Genomic DNA, 22,482 nt, shown 5'->3' with positions numbered 1-22,482 from the left:
CCTACGATGACCTACATAAAGCGGGAGTAGACGCTGGCCTGCCACCAGTGCAAGATGCCGGCAGATGCGGAACTGCCCATGATGAAGAAAACTCACCGGACCCCTCAAATCCGCTGGCTCATGCTCGCCTTGATGGCGGCTTCGGTGTGCCTTGGCGCTCTTGCGCCGGTGGCTGTCGCCCAAGCCCAGGAGCAGCGCTATCAGCGCCGGTCCATCTTGGATTTCTTCCTCGGCCGGCGCTATCTCGACGACAGCCCACAGGCTCCTGATGTCCCGGAGCCGAGACGCCAGCAGCGCAAGCGCCCGCCGCCGGCGCAGAAAGCCGTGGTCAATCCCCGCACCACGCCGCCGGTCCGCGCTCCGGTACGGGAAGAAGAGCCTGTCGTGCAGAAGCTCCCCGACGCCCGCAAGATCCTGATCGTCGGTGATTTTCTCGCTAGCGGCCTCGGCGACGGCCTGACCGCCGCCTTCGAGACATCGCCGGGCGTCATCGTCGAAGCCCGCGGCAATGTTTCCTCGGGTCTTGTCCGCGATGATTATTATGACTGGCCGGAACAGTTACCGAAGATGATCGACGAGCTGAAGCCGGCAATGGTCGTCGTCATGATCGGCGCCAATGACCGCCAGCAGATGGTGACCGACACTGCCAAGGAGAAGTTCCGCACCGACGGCTGGTTTGCCGAATATCGCCGCCGTGTCCTTTCTTTCGGCAAGGAAGTCACCAGCCGCAAGATACCGCTGCTCTGGGTCGGTCTTCCCGCCTTCGAATCCGATCAGATGACGGCCGATGCCGTCCAGATGAACCAGCTCTATCGTAACCAGGTCGAGAGCATCGGCGGTGAATTCGTCGATATCTGGGATGGTTTTGTCGATGAAAACGGCACCTTCATCGTCACCGGTTCCGACGTGAAGGGGCAGCAGGTGCGCTTGCGCACCTCCGACGGCATCAACCTCACGCAGGCCGGCCGGCGCAAACTTGCCTTCTATGTGGAAAAGCCCGCCCGCCGGATTCTCGGCACCCAGGCAAGCCCTGATCTGGTGCGCCTCGATGAAAGCAATTTGCCGGGTCTCGGCCTTCCCACCAATCCGGTCGAGCACACCGTGCCGATCAGCCTCTCCGATCCCAATCTCGATGGCGGCGCCGAGCTCCTTGGCGCAAGACCGCCACCGGTGACGCTGACGAAATCGCCGCGCGATCTCCTGGTCGAGCAGGGCGAGATGACGCCGGCACCTGTCGGTCGCGTCGACGACTACCGCATGCCGGCGGCCAAGACGCCGGCCGAAGTCTCGGTGAAATGAAAAAGGCTACGCGAGGCGGCTTTCTTACGCCGCCTTTGGCCAACTCAGATAATAGTAGTTCGAGCCGATCAGCCCGAAGAAGGCATTGCTGTCGTTCGTCTGATCGACATAGCTGCCGTTCTCCTTGACAAAGGCGCCGTCGGAGCCGCGCTCCAGATGCGCATCGAGGAAATCGCTCCAGCCGCTGACATTGATCGCCTTGCCGGCCTCGCTTTCCGTGTCGGCCTCATCCGGATCATCGACGTCCCAGGCGCGGATCGACACGCCCTGCTTCGGATCGGAGATGGAGAGCGTGCCTGTTTCGAGCGCAGCCAGCATGTCATGAGCCTTGCCGCTTTCGCCTTCGGCCGCGGCCGCTTCCTGCAACTGGTGCTTCAGCATCGACATGAAGGAGGCGCTGGTCACATCGGCGCGGTCGTCGGTCGTGTCGGTCTCGTCGGAAGTATCGCTTTTGGAGGAAAGCGTGTCGAGCAGCCCCGACAGCGCCTGATTGGAAAGAAGCGACGCTGAGCTCGAATCGAGTCCGTAGCTGCTCAGAATGCTGGCGGCCGACGAACTCCGCGTATCCTCCGAGCTTTCATCGGAGCTCCGAAGATTCTTCAAGGCGTATTGAGCCGAAACCATCCTGGTATTATCGAGTGCAGAAACCATTTGAATAATCCTTGTCGATCATTCGCGGCGGCTCCTCCTGAGCCCGCGTCCGGCTTAAGCTTCACCCTCCGGCATTGCTCAAGGCTTGCGTCGCATTCCGCCGCGTCAAGCGGTCGCACCGGCAAAGGAGGTCCCGCCGGACGCGCCGCGCACAATAAAAAACTCCGCCGGAAGGGGCGGAGTTCGTCTCTTCATCAGCTATCTGAGGCGCGATCAGTTCGGCAGGACGGTCGAGCCCATCAACGCCTCGTCGATGGCGCGTGCCGCCTGGCGACCTTCGCGGATCGCCCAGACCACCAGCGACTGGCCACGGCGCACATCGCCCGCCGTCCAGAGCTTGTCGACCGAGGTCTTGTAGTCGCGGTCGTTGGCGACGACATTGGTCGAGCCGCGCTTGTCGGTGTTCAGCGTCAGCTTGCCTTCGAGCTCCTTCAGCACGCTTGTCGTGAACGGGCCGCGGAAACCGATGGCGATGAAGGCGAGATCGGCGCGGATGACGAATTCCGTGCCGGCAACCGGCCGCCGGCGCTCGTCGACCTCGCAGCACTTGACGCCCGTCAGCACGCCGTCTTCGCCGATGAATTCGAGCGTCGCGACCTGGAACTCGCGCACGGCGCCCTCGGCCTGCGAGGAGGAGGTGCGCATCTTCGTCGCCCAGAAGGGCCAGACAGCGAGCTTGTCTTCCTTTTCCGGCGGCTGCGGCCGAATGTCGAGCTGGGTGACCTTGACCGCCCCCTGGCGGAAGGCCGTGCCGACACAATCCGAAGCCGTATCGCCACCGCCGACGACGACAACATGTTTGGCGCCGGCCAGGATCGGGTCCGACGGCCAGCCGACACTGTCGATATTCTCGCGCCCGACACGGCGGTTCTGCTGCACCAGATAGGGCATCGCATCATGCACGCCTGCGAGGTCGGCGCCCGGAATGCCCGCCTCGCGCGGCGTCTCGGAGCCGCCGCAATAAAGGACGGCCTCGTGGTCGGCCAGCAACTGTTCGACCTTGACGTCGACGCCGACATTGACGCCGCAATGGAAGGTCACGCCCTCGCCCTTCATCTGCTCGACGCGGCGGTCGATGAAGTTCTTCTCCATCTTGAAATCGGGAATGCCGTAGCGCAGCAGGCCGCCCGGCTTGGTCTCGCGCTCATAGACATGCACCTCGTGGCCGGCGCGGCCGAGCTGCTGGGCAGCCGCCATGCCGGCGGGGCCGGAGCCGACGACGGCGACCTTCTTGCCGGTATGGACCGTGGCCGGCTGCGGCCTGATGAAGCCGAGTTCATAGGCCTTGTCGGCGACCGCCTGCTCGACCGTCTTGATGGCGACCGGCGCATCCTCGAGATTCAAAGTGCAGGCTTCCTCGCAGGGAGCCGGGCAGACGCGGCCGGTGAATTCCGGGAAGTTGTTGGTCGAATGCAAGTTCTGGATCGCCGCTTCCCAGTTGTTGTTATAGACGAGGTCGTTCCAATCCGGAATCTGGTTGTGAACCGGGCAGCCGGTCGGCCCGTGACAATAGGGAATGCCACAGTCCATGCAGCGCGCGGCCTGTTTTTGCACTTCCGGGTCCGACATCGGGATCGTGAACTCGCGGAAATGCCGGATGCGATCCGACGCCGGCTGGTACTTCGCCACCTGCCGGTCGATTTCCAGAAATCCTGTAACCTTACCCATTTCTTCGTCCCTTACCCTCATGACCGCCTCACTGCGGCCAGTTCTCTGTCGTCAGTCCCCGGCAATCCGGGCGGGTTGCTTCTCTTGACCGTCATTGGAACAGATCTCCTGAAGGACGCCGCGCGATCCGGACGGCTTTCCGCCGTCGTCATGATCATCACGAGTCATCGAGATGTTTCCGTCATCCGCCGCCTGCGATCGGCAGGTGGCGGATGCTCCGGTTCAAATCATTCCGCGGCGATGCCCATCCGGCTGCGCTCCATTTCCTCGAGCGCACGACGGTATTCGACCGGCATGACCTTGCGGAACTTCGGGCGGTAGTCGGCCCAGCTGTCGAGGATCTGCTTGGCGCGGGCGGAGCCCGTATAGTGCAGATGATTGGAGATCAGCTGGTAGAGCCGCTCCTCATCGTGGCGCGTCATGTCACCTGAGACGTCGACACGTCCCTTGTGCATGAGATCGCCGCCGTGATGATGCAGCTTCTCCAGCATGTCGTCCTCCTCCGGCACTGGCTCGAGTTCGACCATCGCCATGTTGCAGCGGCTGGCGAAATCGCCGGCTTCATCGAGCACATAGGCGACGCCGCCGGACATGCCGGCCGCAAAGTTGCGGCCCGTGGCGCCGAGCACGACGACAACGCCGCCGGTCATGTATTCGCAGCCATGGTCGCCGACCCCCTCGACAATGGCGATCGCACCGGAGTTGCGCACGGCAAAACGCTCGCCGGCGACGCCGCGGAAATAGCATTCGCCCTCGGTCGCGCCATAAAGCACGGTGTTGCCGACGATGATCGAATTTTCGGCGACGATCCGCGAGTTCTCCGGCGGCCGAATGATGATCTTGCCGCCCGAAAGTCCCTTGCCGACATAGTCGTTGCCGTCGCCGATCAGGTTGAAGGTGACGCCGCGCGCCAGGAAGGCGCCGAAGCTCTGCCCCGCCGTACCGCGAAGCGTCACGTTGATCGTATCTTCCTTCAGCCCGCGATGGCGGTAACGCTTGGCGACTTCGCCCGACAGCATCGCGCCCGCCGAACGGTCGACGTTCTTGATGCCGACCTCGAAGGCGACGGGCGTCTTGTCCGTCAGCGCCGGCTGTGCCTGGTCGATCAGAACGCGGTCGAGAATATCGTCGATCGGATGCTGTTGCCGGCTCGTCCAGAAAGTCTCTTCCTTGGCGGCATCGACCTTGTGGAAGATGCGGCTAAAATCGAGGCCCCTGGCCTTCCAGTGCGCCAGCATCTCATCCTTCTCCAGCAGCTCGGATGCGCCGATGATGTCGTCAAGCCGGGTGAACCCGAGCGAGGCGAGAATTTCGCGCACTTCGTTGGCGACGAAGAAGAAGTAGTTGATGACGTGCTCCGGCGTGCCCTTGAAGCGCTTGCGCAGCACCGGATCCTGCGTCGCTACGCCGACCGGACAGGTGTTGAGATGGCACTTGCGCATCATGATGCAGCCGGCCGCGATCAGCGGCGCGGTGGCGAAACCGAACTCGTCTGCGCCGAGCAGCGCCCCGACGATGACGTCGCGGCCGGTCTTGAGGCCGCCGTCCACCTGCAGTGCGACACGCGACCGCAGGCCGTTCAGCACCAGCGTCTGCTGGGTTTCGGCAAGGCCGATCTCCCAGGGGCTGCCGGCATGCTTGAGCGAGGTCAGCGGCGAGGCACCGGTGCCGCCGTCGAAGCCGGCGACGGTGATGTGGTCGGCGCGCGCCTTGGCGACACCCGCCGCAACCGTGCCGACACCGACTTCGGAGACCAGCTTGACCGACACGTCGGACGTCGGATTGACGTTCTTCAGATCGTAGATCAGCTGCGCCAGATCCTCGATTGAATAGATGTCGTGATGCGGCGGCGGTGAGATCAGGCCCACACCCGGCGTCGAATGACGGGTCTTGGCGACCGTCGCGTCGACCTTGTGGCCCGGCAGCTGACCGCCTTCGCCGGGCTTGGCGCCCTGCGCCACCTTGATCTGCAGCACGTCGGCATTGACCAGATATTCGGTGGTGACGCCGAAGCGGCCCGAGGCGATCTGCTTGATCGCCGAACGCTCCGGGTTCATCGAACCATCGGAGAGCGGCATGTAGCGGTCGGACTCCTCGCCGCCCTCGCCGGTGTTCGACTTGCCGCCGATCCGGTTCATGGCTATCGCCAGCGTCGTATGCGCCTCGCGGGAGATCGAGCCGAAGGACATTGCCCCCGTCGAGAACCGCTTGACGATATCGGCGGCCGGCTCGACCTCATCGATCGAGACCGGCTTACGGCCGAGCGCCTCGGCGCTCTTGATCCTGAAGAGCCCGCGGATCGTGTTCATGCGCAGCGCCGAATTGTTGACCATCTCGGCGAATTCGCGGTAGCGATCCTCGGCATTGCCGCGCACGGCATGCTGAAGAGCTGCAACCGCATCCGGCGTCCAGGCATGGCTTTCGCCGCGCATGCGGTAGGCATATTCGCCGCCGATATCGAGCGTTGTCGCCAGCAACGGATCCTTGCCGAAGGCTGCGGTATGGCGCGCGACGGTCTCTTCGGCGATCGCTTCGAGGCCGATGCCTTCGATCATCGTCGCCGTTCCGAAGAAATACTTGTCGACCAGGTCGGACGAGAGGCCGATGGCGTCGAAGATCTGCGCGCCGCAATAGGACTGGTAAGTCGAGATGCCCATCTTCGACATGACCTTGAGGATGCCTTTGCCGACCGCCTTGATGTAGCGGTAGACGATTTCGGAGGCATCCACTTCCTTCGGGAACTCGCCCTTGGCATGCATGTCGAGCAGCGTGTCGAAGGCGAGATAGGGGTTGATCGCCTCGGCGCCGTAGCCGGCGAGCAGGCAGAAATGATGCACTTCGCGCGGCTCACCGGTTTCGACGACGAGGCCGACCGACGTGCGAAGCCCCTTGCGGATCAGGTGATGGTGGACGGCAGCCGTTGCGAGCAGCGCCGGAATGGCGATTCTATCAGGTCCGATCTGGCGATCGGAAAGCACGATGATGTTGTAGCCGCCCTTGACGGCCGCTTCCGCGCGTTCGCAGAGTCGGTCGAGCATCTCCGGCATGCCGGCAGCGCCGCGTTCGATATCATAGGTGAAATCGAGCGTCTTGGTATCGAAACGGTCTTCCGTATGGCCGATCGAGCGGATCTTTTCGAGATCGCCATTGGTCAGGATCGGCTGACGCACTTCCAGGCGCTTGGCATTCGCCATACCCTCATGGTCGAGAATGTTCGGACGCGGGCCGATGAAGGAGACGAGGCTCATGACGAGCTCTTCGCGGATCGGATCGATCGGCGGGTTCGTCACTTGCGCAAAGTTCTGCTTGAAATAGGTGTAGAGCAGCTTGGGCTTTTCTGACATCGCCGAGATCGGCGTATCGGTGCCCATCGAACCGATCGCTTCCTGACCGGTCGTCGCCATCGGCGACATCAGGATCTTGGTATCCTCGGTCGTATAGCCAAAGGCCTGCTGGCGGTCGAGCAGCGATACATCGCGGCGCAGCGCCCGCGGTTCCACCGGCTTCAGGTCTTCGAGGATGAGTTGGGTGCGGTCGAGCCAGCTGCGATAGGGATGCGCCGTCGCAAGCTGCGACTTCACCTCGTCATCGGAGATGATGCGGCCCTCTTCCATGTCGATCAGCAGCATCTTGCCCGGCTGCAGGCGCCACTTCTGGATGATCTTTTCTTCCGGAACCGGCAGCACGCCGGCCTCGGACGCCATGATGACACGGTCGTCATCGGTGACGAGGTAGCGCGCCGGCCTGAGGCCGTTGCGGTCAAGCGTGGCGCCGATCTGCCGGCCGTCGGTGAAGGCGACCGCCGCCGGTCCGTCCCACGGCTCCATCAGCGCGGCGTGATATTCGTAAAATGCCTTGCGTTCGGCCGCCATCGACTGGTTGCCGGCCCAAGCTTCCGGGATCAGCATCATGACGGCATGGGCGAGCGAGTAGCCGCCGCGCACCAGGAATTCCAGCGCATTGTCGAAACAGGCCGTGTCCGACTGTCCCTCGTAGGAAATCGGCCAGAGCTTGGAGATGTCCTCGCCGAACAGCGGCGAAGAGACCGAGGCCTGGCGCGCCGCCATCCAGTTGACGTTGCCGCGCAGCGTGTTGATCTCGCCGTTATGGGCGACCATACGATAGGGGTGGGCGAGCTTCCACGACGGGAAGGTGTTGGTCGAGAAGCGCTGATGCACGAGAGCGACCGCGCTTTCGAAACGCGGATCCGACAGGTCCTTATAATAGGCGCCGACCTGATAGGCCAGGAACATGCCCTTGTATACCACCGTCGCCGACGACAGCGACACCGGGTAGAAATTGCTCTCCTCACCCTCGAACTCGTCATAGATCCGGTTGGAGATGACCTTTCGCAGCGTGAACAGCCGCCGTTCGAATTCGTCGTTGTTTTCGGCATCTTCCCCAGCGCCGATGAAGACCTGCACATGATGCGGCTCGGTCGCGGCAATATCAGGCGCCTTGGAAAGCGAGGAATTGTCGACCGGCACGTCGCGGAAGCCGATGAAGACCTGGCCTTCCTCGACGATGACGTCCCTGATCACCTTCTTGAAGTGCTCGATCTGCTTTTGGTCGCGCGGCATGAAGATATGGCCGACGCCATATTCGCCAACCGGCGGCAAGGTAATGCCCTGCGCCGCCATCTCCTCGCGGAAGAAACGGTCGGGGATCTGCACCAGGATGCCGGCGCCGTCGCCCATCAGGGGATCGGCGCCGACGGCGCCGCGATGCGTCAGGTTTTCGAGGATGAACAGGCCGTCCTTGACGATCTGGTGCGACTTCTCGCCCTTCAGATGGGCGACGAAGCCAACGCCGCAAGCGTCATGCTCGTTGGCAGGATCGTAAAGCCCCTGCTTCTTCGGCAGGCCGGACGCGGATTTGGACGTCTTGGCCGTCGCGCGCACCTCTGCAGCAGCAAACCGGTCAAATTCCATGGATGGCGTCTTCGTCATCGTCTTTCCTCCTGTCGAAGCCCGCGGGGCCGCGGGCGGCTCTTCGTCTCGCGCCGCAACCCGAAAATAGGTCCGTCGCATGACAGCGCTGTTGCATTGTGAAGATCGGCCGCAGACATCTGCTTTAAGGGAAAGCAAACCGCCGCGTTCCGCGCCTGCCATTCGCCTCCGCGCGCCGCCTGGGGCTTGACGGTTGGAAGAACTATAGCGTGAAAGCCCGTCGCTGCCAGGGTTTTCGGCGCCTCTTCGGCCCCAGGGGCCAAAATAGGACAGCAACACTGTCCTAATTCACCAGTTCTATGCCAGAAACGATCCCGGTCCGCAAGAGCGTTACGTTAAAAAACGTGATTTTGCGAAGGAAGATTGCCAGATAAACCCCATTAGAGAAATAAAATTACGCACCGACGCGTCATTCTTTTTATTGATTGCGTAATTCAATTTTCGTGATGCATCAGGGGCGATAGCCTTGATCCCGTGAAGCTTTGGCGTAAGGTCCGCTTCGAAACCTCCCAACTCTCCGTCCACTCCCCCACGGTCTTAGCCATGTTCTTTGCTTCCGATAATTGGGCCGGCGCCCACCGTTCCATTGCCGAACGCCTGCTTGCGGAATCGGCCGGCTTTGCTCCGGCCTATGGCGCCGGTGATCTCGACAAAAAGGTCGAGGCCCGCTTCTGCGAGATCTTCGAGCGTGAGGTTTCCGTTTTCTTCGTCGCCACCGGCACGGCCGCCAACTCCCTGGCGCTGGCGAGCGTCCAGCGCCCCGGCGGGATTACCTTCTGCCATTCGGAAGCCCATGTGATCGAAGATGAATGCGGCGCGCCGGAATTCTTCTCCGGCTCCGCCCGCCTCATGGCCGTCGACGGCGAAGCCGGCAAGATCGATCCGGCAAAGCTTTCGGCAAAAATCGCGCACTTTCCCGAGGATGCCCTCCGTCATGGCCGCGCCAGCGCTGTGACCATCACCCAGTCGACCGAGATCGGCACCGTCTATTCACTGCCGGAGATCGGCGAGATCGCCGCCATCTCGAGGAAGCGCAACCTGCCGCTCCACATGGATGGCGCCCGATTCGCCAACGCGCTGATCGCACTCGATGCCACCCCTGCGGAGATGACCTGGAAGCGCGGCGTCGACATGCTGTCCTTCGGCGGCACCAAGAACGGCTGTTGGTGCGCGGAGGCGATCGTCTTCTTCAATCCGGATCAGGCAAAGGAAATGCCCTTCATCCGCAAGCGCGCTGCCCAGCACTTCTCCAAGTCGCGCTTCATCGCAGCCCAGTTCGACGCCTATTTCGAAAATGTCCTCTGGCTCGATCTCGCCCGCCATTCGAACGCCATGGCCGACAGGCTGCGCGCCGGTATTGCCGCCAGCAGCGCCGGGCGCCTCGCCTGGCGGACCGCGACCAACGAGGTCTTTGCCGTCATCAGCAAGAGTGCTGCAAGAACAGCAGAGGAAAAAGGCGCGAAATTTTATGAATGGCCGGCGCCTGCGGCAGCACCCGAACTCGTTTCTGAAAGCGAGAGCTTGATCCGCCTCGTCACCAGCTTCGCAACCACGGAAGCAGACGTGGACGGCTTCCTGAGGTGCCTGGCCGCCTGATCGACGACCGGACGAGCCTGCCTGCCGGTCAGGTTTCCCCGTGACGGCTGTGGGTCATGCGGACCTCAGCCCCCTGACCTTTTGGAGAATATCGTCGGACAGTGCCGAGACCAGCGCCTGATCCGCACCCTTGCGCGGCACCAATACGAATTCCACATCCTCGAGCACCGGCAATTTTCCCGCAGCAACTTCTTTCAGCCCGGACGGAGCCATACTGCGCGGCTGCACCAGCATGCCCATTCCGGCTCGCGCCGCTGCCGTCAGCCCGCTCAGGCTGCCGCAAGTGCAGACGATCCGCCACGGCACGCCATTGCGCCCAAGTGCTTCCAGGGCGATCGCCCGTGTCACGCTCGGCGGTGGGAAAGCGATCAGCGGTAATGGACCGGAGGCGAGCACTCGTTCAGGATCGCGCGCCAGCCAGACGAGCGGCTCGCGATAAACCAGTTTTCCGCGCGCATCGCCAAGCCGGCGCTTGGCGAGCACCAGATCGATTTCGCCATTATCCTGCATCTCATAAAGCACGCCTGAAAGCGCCACCGTCAGTTCCAGGTCGACGGACGGGTGCGAGCGAACGAAATCCTCCAGCACTGCTGGCAGCTGGCTGGTGACGAAATCCTCCGACACGCCGAGCCGGAGGCTGCCGCGCAGGCTGTTGCTCTTGAACAGCGCCTGCACTTGCCCCTCGATCGAAAGCATGGCGCGCGCATGCGAAAGCAGCGCCTCGCCGTCACCGGTGAGCATCACCTTGTGGGTGTCGCGCGCGAGCAGCTTGCGTCCGAGCGCCGCCTCCAGCCGCTGGATATGCTGGCTGACCGTCGATTGCCCGAGGCCCAGCCTTTCCGCAGCAAGCGTGAAACTGCCCATCTGTTCGACGGTAACGAAACTGCGCAACTGCGCGAGGTCCAGCATAATCCAGCATCTCGATAACTGTTATTTCTTGCATCCTGGATCATAATGGACGACAGAACAACGGTTACTTTATTGCTGCGAGACCGTCATGCGCCGCTTTCTGCCAGATACGTTCACGATCCTGCTCGTCTGCACCGTCATTCTCGCCTCCCTGTTTCCGGCGAGCGGCAGTTTTGCGGATTATTTCGGCGTCGCCACCGATATGGCCATCGCGGCGCTGTTTTTCCTGCACGGCGCGCGCCTTTCCCGTGACGTCGTCATTGCTGGTCTGCTGCACTGGCGGCTGCATCTCGTCATCCTGCTGACGACGTTCGGCATCTTCCCGCTGCTCGGGCTCGGACTCGGCTTCATCCCCGACGCGATCCTGCCACGGCCGCTTTACCTCGGCATCCTCTTCCTTTGCGTGCTGCCGTCGACGGTGCAGTCGTCGATCGCCTTCACCTCGATGGCGGGCGGCAATGTGCCCGCCGCGATCTGCTCGGCCTCGGCCTCGAACATTTTCGGCATGTTCCTGACGCCGCTGCTGGTCGGCCTGCTCTTTTCCGTCGGCGGCCATGGCGGCTTCTCCTTCGACGCGCTTCGGCAGATCCTGCTGCAGCTGCTTGCGCCTTTCATCGTTGGCCAGATCCTGCAGCCCTGGATCGGCGATTGGATTCGCGCCAAGAAGAAGATTCTCATGCCGGTCGACCGCGGCTCGATCCTGATGGTGGTCTATCTCGCCTTCTCGACGGCGATCGTCGAAGGACTGTGGCACACTTTCTCGATTGCCGACATCGCCGTTGTCGTCGTCGCCGACGTCGTGCTTCTGGCGTTTGTTCTTGTCTTGACGATGTTTGGCAGCCGCTGGCTGGGATTCGACAAGGCTGACGAGATCACCATCACCTTCTGCGGCTCGAAAAAGAGCTTGGCAAGCGGCGTTCCGATGGCAAACGTCATCTTCGCCGGCCAATCGATTGGGGCGATCGTGCTTCCGCTGATGCTCTTCCACCAGATTCAGCTGATGGTCTGCGCCATCATCGCCCAGAAATATGCCGCAGCAGCAGCCCGGCGCGTAACGGAACAGCAAATGAAGGACGCCGCCAGCCCGGCCTGAACGCCAATAAGATGTTCGGCAATAAAAAAACGGCGCCCCGATCGGAGCGCCGTCCATTGTCCCTGAAGGACAGCTGTTAACCGTTGACGACCTGCGCCTCGATCGCCTTCGGAGCCTCGACCGGCTCGGCGGCAATCGTGATCTTGCGGGGCTTCATGGCCTCGGGAATGTTGCGCAGAAGATCGATGTGAAGCAGGCCATTCTTCAGCGAAGCGGCTGACACCTCGACGTGATCGGCAAGCTGGAAGCGGCGCTCGAAGGCGCGCTTGGCAATGCCGCGATAGAGGAATTCGCCGCCTTCAGCGGTTTCCTCGTTCTTTTCACCCTTCACGGACAGCACATGGGCATGAGCTTCGATCGAAAGCTCGGTCTCGTCGAAGCCGGCGACCGCCATGGTGATGCGATAGGTGTTTTCACCGGTGCGCTCGATATTATAGGGCGGATAGGTCTGCGCCTGCTCCGGCTGAGCAAGGCTGTCGAGCATGGTGAAGAGGCGGTCGAAACCGACCGTCGAACGATAGAGGGGAGAGAAGTCTACGTGACGCATGATGTCCTCCTAGGGAAGCGACGTGTTGCGATAAGGTGCCCTGAAACCCCATCTTGGCGGTCTCGGGACGGTTGCGCGGGCCCCTTTGGCACCCGCAGGATGGAGATGGTGACGCGATTCGAGGAGTTCAAGACCTTTTCGAGGCCCCCTCGGCCGGCCGTGAACCGCGCGTGAACGGTCGGTTCGGAAGGCGTTCAGACATGCCTGCCTAGAAATGACGATGTCGGGTGACACTGGCCCCGATGACTGAAGTGCATCGTCCCTTCTTCTTCAGTCTAAACTTGGGCCGGCCGCGAGCGCCCTCACGCTCCCGCCGGCCCTTTTTCCCCCGCTTTCCAAGCCGGGCGCCATGCGCTATCCCTGGTAGGGAAGCATTCAGCAGCGGCGCATAGGTAAGTGATGGATCAGGTTCTCTATTCGACGCCCGACAATCCTGCCCCGGAAAACCGCACCGAAGGGTTCTTCGAAACCCATGACGGTCACCGGCTGCGTTACGCCGTTTTCCGTTCTGGCGCCCAGGTCGCCAAGGGCACGGTCGTCATCATCCATGGCCGCAACGAATATATCGAAAAATATTTCGAGACGATCCGCGACCTGACAGGCAAAGGCCTCTGGGTCGCGACCTTCGACCTACGTGGCCAGGGCGGTTCGTCGCGGCTCCTGAAGCGCCGCAATCACGGCCATATCCGCCGCTTTTCCGATTACGAGCGCGATCTCGACACCTTCCTCGAAAAGATAGTGCTGCCGGATACCCGCCTGCCGTTCTACCTGCTCGGCCATTCCACCGGCGGACTGATCGCGCTGTCGGCCGCCCCCTATCTCACCACCCGCATCGACCGCATGGTGCTATCGGCTCCCTTCATCGGCCTGACCGGCCAGTCGGCCTCGCCCCGCGTCATCCGCACCCTCGCCGGCGCGCTGACGGCCGCCGGCCTCGGCTTCATGCCGCTGACCTCGAAGCTGAAGGAGTCGGAATTCCGCGACAATCCGTTGACCTCAGACGAAACCCGCTTCGAGCGCAATATTGCGATGATGAAGGCCCATCCGGAACTGACGCTCGGGCCGCCGACGGCCCGCTGGCTGACCGAAGCCTTCCGGACCATGGACCGGGTCACCTCGCCCAACCATCTCTTCTCGATTACCATCCCGACCATCGTCATCGCCCCGACACGTGATGGCGTCGTGCCCTACACGGCACAGGAGCGGCTCTCGCGTTATTTCCGCGCCGGCCAGCTGGTGCCGATCAACGGCGCCCGTCATGAGATCTTCCAGGAACGGGATATTTATCGCGCCGCGGCGCTGGCGGCCTTCCACGCCTTCATCCCCGGCAGCGATGCCGAGGAAAATCATGATGTCGCCGCCCTCGGCACGTGAGCCGGATCAACCGCGCCGCCAGCGGAATCGGCCTTGCCGGCCTGGGGCATCGGCTTTGCCGAGCCCGGGTTCAGCGCTGCAGGATGGCGATTGCCTGCTCGTAGACCGCGCGGCTGCCGGCGGCGATGATCGAGCCGCCGTTTTCCGGCCGTTCGCCGTCCCAGGTGGTGATGATGCCGCCCGCCCCCTCGATGACGGGAATGATGCCGCCGACGTCATAGGGCTTCAGCCCGTTTTCGATGACGAGATCGATATGGCCGGCGGCAAGCAGCGCATAGGCATAACAGTCGCATCCATAGCGGAAGAGCCGCACCTGCCCCTCGATCTCCCGATACTTCTCAATCTCCCCGCCGGCGAAGAGATGTGGCGAGGTCGTGAACAGAATGGCGCTCGAAAGCGCCTCGCACTGGCGCGTCACCAGCCGCCGCTCACCCTCCGGCCCGGTATAGATCGAGCCGTTCTCGTCGGCGAAATAACGTTCGCCGGTAAAGGGCTGCTCGATCATGCCCATGATGGCCCGGCCTTCCTTCTGCAGGCCGATCAGCGTTCCCCAGACCGGCACGCCCGATATGAAGGCGCGCGTGCCGTCGATCGGATCGATCACCCAGACATAGTCCCGGTCGAGCCCGACATCGCCGTGCTCCTCGCCGAGAATGCCGTGGTCGGGGAAATTCTCCTCGATCAGCGCCCGGATGGCGAACTCGGCCGCCCGATCGCCTTCCGTCACCGGATCGAAGCCGGAAGAAAGTTTATTCGTGACATCAAGGCCGGAGCGGAAGCGCGGCAGCGTCTCGGCGCGGGCGACCTCCGCCAGACGATTGAAGAATGAACGGTCAGGAAGCATGGTGACACCGTTTGGCTAGCGGGAATGCGCTTTCATAGCGAAAACGAGCGGGAATGCAAACGAAGCGGGCAACGTCAGGCGAATTGCCCAAAGATATCGCAGCGCAATATATTGCTTGACATTTGTGCAATGCAATAGTAGCGTCGTCGTTACAGTCTTCTGACTGTAAATACCCTCCTTGGGTGTTTCCTCCCTAGACTTAGCCGCGCTGACAAGCGCGGTTTTTTTTGACTTGGGGAGGCAGGTCGAGAATCAGGAAAGCAGTTTACTCGGCGGCCAGCGCTCGATCGCCGGCAAATTTTTCGACATAATCCGCCATCTGCCGCATGAAGGCCGCGACGGCGTCGGCCACCGCGGCGAAATCCTCGCGCTTCTCCAGCGTCACCTCGTCGACATAGATCGCCCGGTTCACTTCGATCTGCAGCGCGTGCAGACCGCGCGAGGGACGGCCGTAATGCTCGGTGATGAAGCCACCGGCATAAGGCTTGTTACGGATCGCCGCGAACCCCATTTCCTCGAGGATGGCGATGGCGGCGCGTGAAAGTTCGGCCGAAGCGCTGGTGCCGTACCGGTCGCCGACGATGAAATCGGGCCGCGTGGTGCAGCCCGCGACCCGCACATTGCCGGGCATCGAGTGGCAGTCGATCAGAACGCCGAAGCCGAACTGCACATGGGTGCGGGCGATCAGCCGGCGCAGCGCCGCGTGGTAGGGTTTGTAGACTGCCTCGACCCGATCGAGCCCCTCCTGCACCGGCAGCCGCCGTGCGTAGATCTCCATGTTCTCGGCAACGATGCGCGGAATGGTCCCGAGTCCGCCGGCAACCCTCAGGGAACTGATGTTGGCATAGGGCGGCAGCAGCCCGTCGAACATCCTGGGATCGAGCTCGTAGGGCTCACGATTGACGTCGAGATAGGCCCGCGGAAAATTGGCGGCGAGCAGTGGCGCGCCCAGTTCGACGGCCGAGCCGAACAGCTCGTCGACATAGTGGTCCTCCGAACGGCGGATCGCTATGCCTTCCAGCCTCGATTGGGCGATGAATTCCGGTGGATAAATTCGGCCGCTATGGGGAGAGTTGTAGACGAAGGGAATGGTCTGCGACACGGGCTCATGGACCTCAAAAAGCTCGTATTCGCGGATTTCCGGCACTTTCGGCCCTCTTTACCATGTCATGAACTGACTGCTTTGTTCATGTTGCCAGTTGCCCGCCCTCAAGTCCATACTATGTAGAAGGGATGACCATCACGCACAGGCAATTCACCGGTTGTTTACCGGGCAAAGACTAGTGTAGACGGCTGGCAGCCCACCCAAAACCTATTGATTAGCGGTCTGGATTGATGACTCAGAAGATACTTCTCGCCGAAGACGACAACGACATGCGCCGTTTCCTGGTGAAAGCGCTCGAAAAGGCCGGCTACAAGGTCCTTTCTTACGACAATGGCGCCAGCGCCTACGACCGGCTGCGCGAGGAGCCATTTTCCCTGCTGCTGACTGATATCGTCATGCCCGAAATGGATGGCATCGAGCTGGCGCGCCGGGCCACCGAACTCGATCCCGATCTGAAGGTGATGTTCATCACCGGTTTTGCCGCCGTGGCGCTGAACCCCGATTCGAAGGCGCCGAAGGATGCCAAGGTCCTTTCCAAGCCTTTCCACCTGCGCGACCTCGTCGACGAGGTCAATAAAATGCTTGCCGCGTAAGGCTTGTCGGGCGGCGCGTCACAAAACTGAAAAAAGCCTATTGACGGCTCCGAAGGTTTTGTGATCTATGCGCCGCCATCGGATGGGCGTGTAGCTCAGCGGGAGAGCACTACGTTGACATCGTAGGGGTCACAGGTTCAATCCCTGTCACGCCCACCATTCGATCTCCTTGGGGCGCAAGGGTAGTTCGCCCGCTGATAGGTGAATTGTGGTTTTTCATAGCTCGCCCATTTATCGCCCATGAAACCGCCTTGTGGCGGCGGCTGAATGCTCTGGGTGATGATGTCCATACACCTTCCGAATCATTTGCTCAGAGGTGCCTGAGAATCCAGCCGCCTCCCAAATCGGTACTCCTCGCTGCATCATCCACGTGATGCAAGTGTGTTTTAGGACATGGGGCGTAACTTCCTCACCCAAGCCCCTGTTACCCCATTATTGACGGCATTTGCAGACGGCATCCAACCGTCCCGAATTGCTCTTTGCAAAAGGTCACCCATCGCACTTCCTCTTTAATTGGAAAACCGGCTACGTCTAATTTTCTTAAATAACCGGAAAAGATGAGAAATTATTCCGGCCAACAGGATCGTCCCAAACGTAGTTTCCAAGTACAGTCTTGAAAAGACGTGATCCATTCTTCCGAATGCCCACTCCATGACAAAACATTTCGCAATAGTGCATCGATCTGGACCAGGAAATATCGATATAATTACATTTAATAAAATGTACGATACAGACAGGATCACAAACTCCTTCGAGAAAATCGGAGGTCTTTCACCGACTTTCGCTTGAGAAGCGCCTATCCAACCTGGCGATTGGCTGGCCTTCATTATAAAGAGGAAAAATCCGCTTGAGACTATTTGACTGCTTATTAACAGAACAGCAAAATTTTGATCCGAGACAAATAACTGCTGCACAATTGAAGTCAGCCCACTCGAAAGCAGCAGGGCACCCATGAACGCCTTTCCGCTATCTCCTCTTTTCTTTGCTACATTGATAACACAGACGTACGCAGCCCACGCAGTCGCCACAATTGGGATTGGGCCAATGACCCACGGCAAACTTAGAAAAGACATACATCCCCCGAGGCTTGGGCGATTCCCTCTAGCGAGGCGTACATCCCTTCACCTTTTGGTGTAGGAGTGCTAGGAATACACCATTGTCAATGCCAGCAAAAGATGTACTTCATATTTTTGCCATCTTATTTATTTGGGCTAATACTCTATCCGCATTCACGATCGTAGGATTAGCAATATTAGCGACATAGAATGCGTGTTTGGAGATATCTCTAAAAGAGTCCGGCTCCGTTCATGAGCGAAATCGGCACCATTGTAGCCGAACCTCACATCCGGCAGCTCTTACTCGATCTTGACGCACCACCTGTTTCGATGCTGAGCGCGCCCGCCTCAGAGACGCGTCGCGGGGGAACTGGGTAGAACCCAGTCACCATTTGCTGAAGCAGGCCGTGAACTTGGAGAGCACGTCAGCAGCGCCCGTGAGGTTCACAGCTACGCGCTCACCCTTTGCGCTTGTTACAGCCAGCTCGTTTCCCTGCGCCATTTGATCCAGTAATTCCATCGGCAGCTGACCGAACTCATGCCAAGTGAAATAGTCGCTTTCGCTTCCGTCGGACACATAGGCCGGCTTGTCATCCACATGCCACGTCGCTCTGGTCTCGCCACTGAACACGCTGCTGACGAATCCGACGAGACCGTTGCCCGGTGATCCCATGAAGCCGACCATCGCAATTCCACGGTGGGTTTGAACAAAGCATGTGCGCCCCCAATCCACTTCTCGGGTGTAGAACTCCCAATTCGAGGGGGGTTGAAGCTGGTCTGCACCTGATGACTGACCGGAGGAGTTGGTAGGCGAGGAAGCTCCTCCGAACGGCGAGGTCTTTGCATCGCCATCGATCGAGCTTGCTTGCAGCCCCCTGAGATCGACATCACAGCGACTCAATGCCTCGTTCAACTGGAAAGCTTGAAAACGGTCTAGCGCCGGGACAGTCCACAGCTGGGGTAGCGATCCTCTGGGACGATTTCAAAAGTCCGTAAAGCACGTCGCATCAAACCTGACTCATGTGACCTGCTTTAGCGCGCGAGGGGATTTCTGTCCCCGTTTGAGGATGTCGCAGTCATTGAGATCCGTCCCTTCCTCAGATTGATCGACATGTCCAGGCATCCGGTCGCCTGGCCCTGCGCCGACTCGCGCAGATTGCAGTTATGGCCGCCCTCATATGAGGAGGCGCTCATTCGAGCATCAATTGCATACCATTGCTGAGTGCTCAGCCCCTCGTTGCTCGGAATTCAGAAGTATGATTTTTGTGACAAGCAGATGACGAGTTTGTGACAAAATGCGTGTTATTTCAGCAACATAGCCGGTGCAGCCTGCTGTCATGATCGACAATGACGTTGCGGTGCAACATCCCTTATGTAACTTCCGCGGCGAGGCAGACACCGAGCTAAAAAGGTGCCGCTTCGATCACACTGGTGAAGACACGTAGGGACTGCCGATGGCAACGGTCTTCATCCTCTCGCATCTGAACTGGAGGTTATTCCATGAACATCAAGAGCCTTCTTCTCGGCTCCGCTGCTGCTCTCGCAGCAGTATCCGGCGCTCAGGCCGCTGACGCTATCGTCGCCGCCGAACCGGAACCGGTTGAATATGTTCGCGTCTGCGACGCTTACGGCACCGGCTACTTCTACATCCCCGGCACCGAGACCTGCCTGAAGATCAACGGCTACGTCCGTTTCCAGGTTGACGTTGCTCCGAACGCCAGCTCGATCGGCGCCGGCGGCGGCGGTTCCGTCGCCAACGACTCGGACTGGGACGCCCGCACCCGCGGCCAGGTTCAGTTCACCGCCAAGAGCGACACCGAATATGGTCCGCTGACCGGTGTTATCGTCATGCAGTTCAATGCTGACAATGCTTCAGCCCAGAAGGCCCAGCTCGACTCCGCTTACATCGACATCGCAGGCTTCCGTGCTGGTCTGTTCTACTCCTGGTGGGACGACGGCCTCTCCGGCGAAACCGACGATATCGGTTCTCCGGTAACGCTGCATAACTCGCTGCGTTATCAATACGAAACCGACGCCTTCTATGCTGGCATCAGCGTCGACGAGCTGGAAGACAGCCCGTTCTACAACGGCGAAACCGCCAACAACGTCGGCGTTGCCGTCGGTCTCGGCGGCAAGGCCGGTATCTTCAGCTACCAGATCACTGCCGGTTACGACACTGACAACGAAGAAGGCGCCGTCCGCGCCATGGGTACGGTTGCCGTCGGCCCCGGCACGCTAGGCCTCGCAGTCGTCTACGCATCCAACCCGAACGCCTACTACAACAAGGCTGAATGGGCGATCGCTGCCGAATACGCCATCAAGGCGACTGACAAGCTGAAGATCACTCCGGCCGTTCAGTACTACGACAACTACGGCATCACTGCCGGCGAGTTTAACGACGACGTCAGCGCCTGGAAGGCTGGCGTAACGATCGACTATCAGATCGTCGACAACTTCTCCGCAAAGGTCTCGGTTCAGTACCTCGATCCGGACAATGCCGACGACGTAACCTCGGGCTACTTCCGCCTGCAGCGCGCGTTCTGATCAAGGCTGCCGGCCAGACCGGCGGCTATAAATTCCTGATCTGACTGACCTCCGATCGGGAAAGAATGGGCCTGGACTTCCCTGCCTAGGCCCATTCCGCCTTGACCAGAAGTGCGTCCAGACGGCAGGCGCTCGACGAGCACGGCCATTAGAGCGTCGTGCGTCCTATCGGACGCACGAACCTTGCCGATGTCCGGAAGATCATGCCGTTGCCGGACCTTTTAACCGGCAAGCCAAACCGACGTTCCGCCCTTCCGCGGGCTGGCCCGGCGAACGGCAGAATCTTTATGCTACATGGAACCAAATTTCGGACACAGAGCCGTGCCATGGCCAATCGAAGGTGAAGCGGTGATTCGCCTCGCCAGGACATGGGATTTGAGATTGAAATGAAGTTATCCGCGCTTGCAGCCGCCGGCTTTGTTGCCGCCGTCCTCGCCTTGCCAGCCTCTGCCGCGCCGGCCTCCCCGCCGGAGACATTTCCCGGCGCTCCCGGCGTCATTACGCTTTCCGGCAAATGCGCCAGACTGGTCGTCGCCAAATTCGACGCCACCAAGGGCTGCAAAAACGAGCTTGCCAGCGTCACGCTGGCCAACGGTTCGGTGACCTTCATCTTCACTTCAGACGGAAAAGCGCTCGGCTTCCAGGGCGATGGCAGCGGCATCAAGCCAGCCTCCAACGGCAATGCTCGCCTGCCGTTGAGCCTGGTAACGACGGGCGTCGGCAACAAGATGACCGGCCAGGTCAAGGTCGCCGGCTTCTGCACCTTCGGCAATCCCTACGCCGGCAAGCCGATTGCGATCGAATGCACCGCCGAAAGCAAGGACTCCTCCTTCACCGGCAGCTTCCGCACCGGCGGCCAGCTGGTGAAAAAGGGAAAATAGCTCCCGTCAGGCGGCGCACCACGCGCCGCCGGCCGCCCCTGGCTTGCGCGCCAGCCCTTCCTTGATCAGCTGCGCGCCAAAAGAGCGCCCGTCGCGCGAGACGATCCGCTGCGCGCCTGAGGGCTCGGTCGTTCCAGCCGCGTCGATGGCGAAGGGGCCGGCGTTCAGAAGCGCCAGCAGGCGCAGCTTCGCGGCAAAGGCCACTCTGCGTTCGTCATCGCAGCGCGCCTGGTCGGCCACCGGGCTTGCCATATCGGCAATGACGATCTTTTCGCCCTTGTACCAGAAGACGCCGCCGTCGCCGACGCAATTGATGTGCGCGCCCTGCCCGCAATAGCCGAAGGCGCCCGTTGCCGTCTGCTGAGCCCCGGGAGAGGCCGGGGCCGGCACCGCCTTGACCGGCTGGATGGCCGGCGTCGGGATTGCAGCCGGCGGCAGCGGCTGCGCCTGCAGCGTCGGCGGCGCGGCTCTCGGCGTCGGTGCGACAAGCGCCACCTGCTTCGGCGGCACATCCTTCCTGGTGACAGGTCTCGGCTCCGCCATTTCCGCTGCGATCGGCGCCGAGTGCCGTTCAAGCATAGGCTGAAGGCTCTTCCAATTGTCGTGAGCGACGATGCCGCCGATCGCGGCAATGCCGATCACCGCCCAGGGCAGCAACCCGCCGCCGCGCGCTCTGCTCTTTCCTCTCGCCGGCGCCTTGCGGCGGCCGCGTGTCGCTGTCTTGGCCATCTGTCCGAATCCCGTGAGGCCGGGATTATCGCTGCCCAATCCTTTCCGAAAGGTTGGCGCGGGCCGTTATCTTTGACGTGGGCCGATACTCTGGACAGCAAAACGCCCGGCATCGCCGGGCGCCTATCTCCACAGGTTTGTCTTTCGCCTAGTCCGGACGTTGGGCCGAAGGCTCGTTTTTCCCCGCCGATGCAGCGCCGCTGCTGGGCGAAGCGATCGACTGTTTGCGTTTGCCGATCTCGATGCGCTTGTCGGCCCCCTCGCGGATGGCCTGCCATTCATTTTCGTGCCGGATCACAATATCCCGGGCCACAAAGTTCATTGCCATATGTTTCTCACCCTGTTTCAGATCGACCGTCAGCACGCCGAAGAGGCCTTCGGAAGAGCCGTTATTTCTTCGTGTTCGTATGAGCTTTGATGTCAGGCCCCCCTTTGGAAAGGTCCGCGCCGGTCACATGCGCCGGCACGTGAATGTCGTGGATGACGCCGGGCGTCAGCGTCAGGTCGACATGATGCGGAGGCAGTACCTGTGCCTTCTGCATGCGATTTGGTCTCGCCCGCTTCATGCGGTCGGATGCCTCCGTGCGCTTGTCGGGAACATGGGTCGAAGTGTGCATCATCGGCCTCCTTTCAGCTCAACCAGGG

Annotated in this window: 19 protein-coding genes and 1 tRNA gene; 8 read left to right on the top strand and 12 right to left on the bottom strand. The window is 61.1% G+C overall.

Annotated features, from left to right (window positions below):
- The first annotated feature begins 54 nt into the window (after nucleotides 1-54).
- Nucleotides 55-1,299: an SGNH family hydrolase gene (locus HJC00_RS06945; protein ID WP_210629858.1), complete on the top strand. Its 1,245-nt coding sequence runs from the start codon at nucleotides 55-57 to the stop codon at nucleotides 1,297-1,299.
- 24 nt (nucleotides 1,300-1,323) lie between these two features.
- On the opposite strand, the gene HJC00_RS06940 is transcribed toward HJC00_RS06945, so the two are convergent.
- The 3 genes from HJC00_RS06940 to gltB form a co-directional block, all read right to left on the bottom strand.
- Nucleotides 1,324-1,950 carry a hypothetical protein gene (locus tag HJC00_RS06940; RefSeq protein ID WP_210629857.1) on the bottom strand — a complete coding sequence of 209 codons (627 nt, stop codon included), beginning with the start codon at nucleotides 1,948-1,950 and terminating at the stop codon, nucleotides 1,324-1,326.
- A 213-nt stretch (nucleotides 1,951-2,163) separates the two neighbouring features.
- Complete coding sequence (locus HJC00_RS06935; RefSeq protein WP_210629856.1) at nucleotides 2,164-3,618, bottom strand: glutamate synthase subunit beta; 1,455 nt, start codon at nucleotides 3,616-3,618, stop codon at nucleotides 2,164-2,166.
- A 227-nt stretch (nucleotides 3,619-3,845) separates the two neighbouring features.
- Nucleotides 3,846-8,567: a glutamate synthase large subunit gene (gene gltB, locus HJC00_RS06930; RefSeq protein WP_221163802.1), complete on the bottom strand. Its 4,722-nt coding sequence runs from the start codon at nucleotides 8,565-8,567 to the stop codon at nucleotides 3,846-3,848.
- 543 nt (nucleotides 8,568-9,110) lie between these two features.
- Here gltB and HJC00_RS06925 point away from each other — a divergent pair.
- The gene (locus HJC00_RS06925) at nucleotides 9,111-10,163 is read left to right on the top strand and encodes a low specificity L-threonine aldolase (protein ID WP_221154542.1); all 1,053 of its coding nucleotides are present in this window, start codon (nucleotides 9,111-9,113) and stop codon (nucleotides 10,161-10,163) included.
- Between the two features lie 54 nt (nucleotides 10,164-10,217).
- On the opposite strand, the gene HJC00_RS06920 is transcribed toward HJC00_RS06925, so the two are convergent.
- The gene (locus HJC00_RS06920; RefSeq protein WP_210629853.1) at nucleotides 10,218-11,072 is read right to left on the bottom strand and encodes a LysR substrate-binding domain-containing protein; all 855 of its coding nucleotides are present in this window, start codon (nucleotides 11,070-11,072) and stop codon (nucleotides 10,218-10,220) included.
- Between the two features lie 88 nt (nucleotides 11,073-11,160).
- On the opposite strand from HJC00_RS06920, the gene HJC00_RS06915 reads away from it, so the two are divergent.
- Nucleotides 11,161-12,165, top strand: coding sequence for a bile acid:sodium symporter family protein (locus HJC00_RS06915; protein WP_221163801.1), 1,005 nt, complete (start codon nucleotides 11,161-11,163; stop codon nucleotides 12,163-12,165).
- Between the two features lie 76 nt (nucleotides 12,166-12,241).
- On the opposite strand, the gene HJC00_RS06910 is transcribed toward HJC00_RS06915, so the two are convergent.
- Complete coding sequence (locus tag HJC00_RS06910) at nucleotides 12,242-12,712, bottom strand: Hsp20 family protein (protein ID WP_210629851.1); 471 nt, start codon at nucleotides 12,710-12,712, stop codon at nucleotides 12,242-12,244.
- A gap of 399 nt (nucleotides 12,713-13,111) precedes the next feature.
- On the opposite strand from HJC00_RS06910, the gene HJC00_RS06905 reads away from it, so the two are divergent.
- On the top strand, nucleotides 13,112-14,086 hold the full coding sequence (locus tag HJC00_RS06905) for an alpha/beta fold hydrolase (RefSeq protein ID WP_210629850.1): 975 nt from the start codon (nucleotides 13,112-13,114) through the stop codon (nucleotides 14,084-14,086).
- A 70-nt stretch (nucleotides 14,087-14,156) separates the two neighbouring features.
- Here HJC00_RS06905 and hisN read toward each other — a convergent pair whose 3' ends face one another.
- Together hisN and HJC00_RS06895 are read right to left on the bottom strand one after the other, a co-directional pair.
- On the bottom strand, nucleotides 14,157-14,930 hold the full coding sequence (gene hisN / locus HJC00_RS06900; RefSeq protein WP_210629849.1) for a histidinol-phosphatase: 774 nt from the start codon (nucleotides 14,928-14,930) through the stop codon (nucleotides 14,157-14,159).
- Nucleotides 14,931-15,195: 265 nt separating this feature from the next.
- Nucleotides 15,196-16,077 (bottom strand): N-formylglutamate amidohydrolase, encoded by an 882-nt coding sequence (locus tag HJC00_RS06895; RefSeq protein ID WP_221163800.1) that lies wholly within the window; start codon nucleotides 16,075-16,077, stop codon nucleotides 15,196-15,198.
- Nucleotides 16,078-16,265: 188 nt separating this feature from the next.
- Here HJC00_RS06895 and cpdR1 point away from each other — a divergent pair, with 188 nt between their 5' ends.
- Nucleotides 16,266-16,628, top strand: coding sequence for a response regulator CpdR1 (gene cpdR1, locus HJC00_RS06890; RefSeq protein ID WP_003542883.1), 363 nt, complete (start codon nucleotides 16,266-16,268; stop codon nucleotides 16,626-16,628).
- Nucleotides 16,629-16,712: 84 nt separating this feature from the next.
- Nucleotides 16,713-16,787 (top strand) — tRNA-Val (locus HJC00_RS06885).
- On the opposite strand, the gene HJC00_RS06880 is transcribed toward HJC00_RS06885, so the two are convergent.
- A complete protein-coding gene (locus HJC00_RS06880) occupies nucleotides 16,766-16,918 on the bottom strand; it encodes a hypothetical protein (protein WP_221163799.1) in 153 nt (50 codons plus the stop codon). The two genes, HJC00_RS06885 and HJC00_RS06880, sit on opposite strands and share 22 nt — an antisense overlap.
- A gap of 1,150 nt (nucleotides 16,919-18,068) precedes the next feature.
- A complete protein-coding gene (locus HJC00_RS06875) occupies nucleotides 18,069-18,596 on the bottom strand; it encodes a hypothetical protein (protein WP_221163798.1) in 528 nt (175 codons plus the stop codon).
- Nucleotides 18,597-19,183: 587 nt separating this feature from the next.
- Here HJC00_RS06875 and HJC00_RS06870 point away from each other — a divergent pair.
- Both HJC00_RS06870 and HJC00_RS06865 read left to right on the top strand, forming a co-directional pair.
- Nucleotides 19,184-20,227: a porin gene (locus tag HJC00_RS06870; protein ID WP_221146402.1), complete on the top strand. Its 1,044-nt coding sequence runs from the start codon at nucleotides 19,184-19,186 to the stop codon at nucleotides 20,225-20,227.
- A 386-nt stretch (nucleotides 20,228-20,613) separates the two neighbouring features.
- Nucleotides 20,614-21,108, top strand: coding sequence for a hypothetical protein (locus HJC00_RS06865; protein ID WP_210629846.1), 495 nt, complete (start codon nucleotides 20,614-20,616; stop codon nucleotides 21,106-21,108).
- A gap of 6 nt (nucleotides 21,109-21,114) precedes the next feature.
- Here the strand turns inward: HJC00_RS06865 and HJC00_RS06860 are convergent, their stop codons facing one another.
- The 3 genes from HJC00_RS06860 to HJC00_RS06850 all read right to left on the bottom strand — a co-directional run bounded on the left by HJC00_RS06860 (nucleotide 21,115) and on the right by HJC00_RS06850 (nucleotide 22,457).
- The gene (locus tag HJC00_RS06860; protein ID WP_221146401.1) at nucleotides 21,115-21,837 is read right to left on the bottom strand and encodes a hypothetical protein; all 723 of its coding nucleotides are present in this window, start codon (nucleotides 21,835-21,837) and stop codon (nucleotides 21,115-21,117) included.
- A 148-nt stretch (nucleotides 21,838-21,985) separates the two neighbouring features.
- Nucleotides 21,986-22,186: a hypothetical protein gene (locus tag HJC00_RS06855; RefSeq protein WP_405047661.1), complete on the bottom strand. Its 201-nt coding sequence runs from the start codon at nucleotides 22,184-22,186 to the stop codon at nucleotides 21,986-21,988.
- A gap of 40 nt (nucleotides 22,187-22,226) precedes the next feature.
- Nucleotides 22,227-22,457 (bottom strand): hypothetical protein, encoded by a 231-nt coding sequence (locus HJC00_RS06850; RefSeq protein WP_210629844.1) that lies wholly within the window; start codon nucleotides 22,455-22,457, stop codon nucleotides 22,227-22,229.
- Nucleotides 22,458-22,482 lie beyond the last annotated feature (25 nt).

The sequence above is a fragment of the Rhizobium sp. NLR22b genome (genome assembly GCF_019685295.1).
In the GTDB taxonomy this organism is placed as follows: Bacteria; Pseudomonadota; Alphaproteobacteria; order Rhizobiales; family Rhizobiaceae; genus Rhizobium.
The sequence above is the reverse complement of the archived record's forward strand: the minus strand, read 5'-3'. Positions and strand labels throughout refer to the sequence as shown.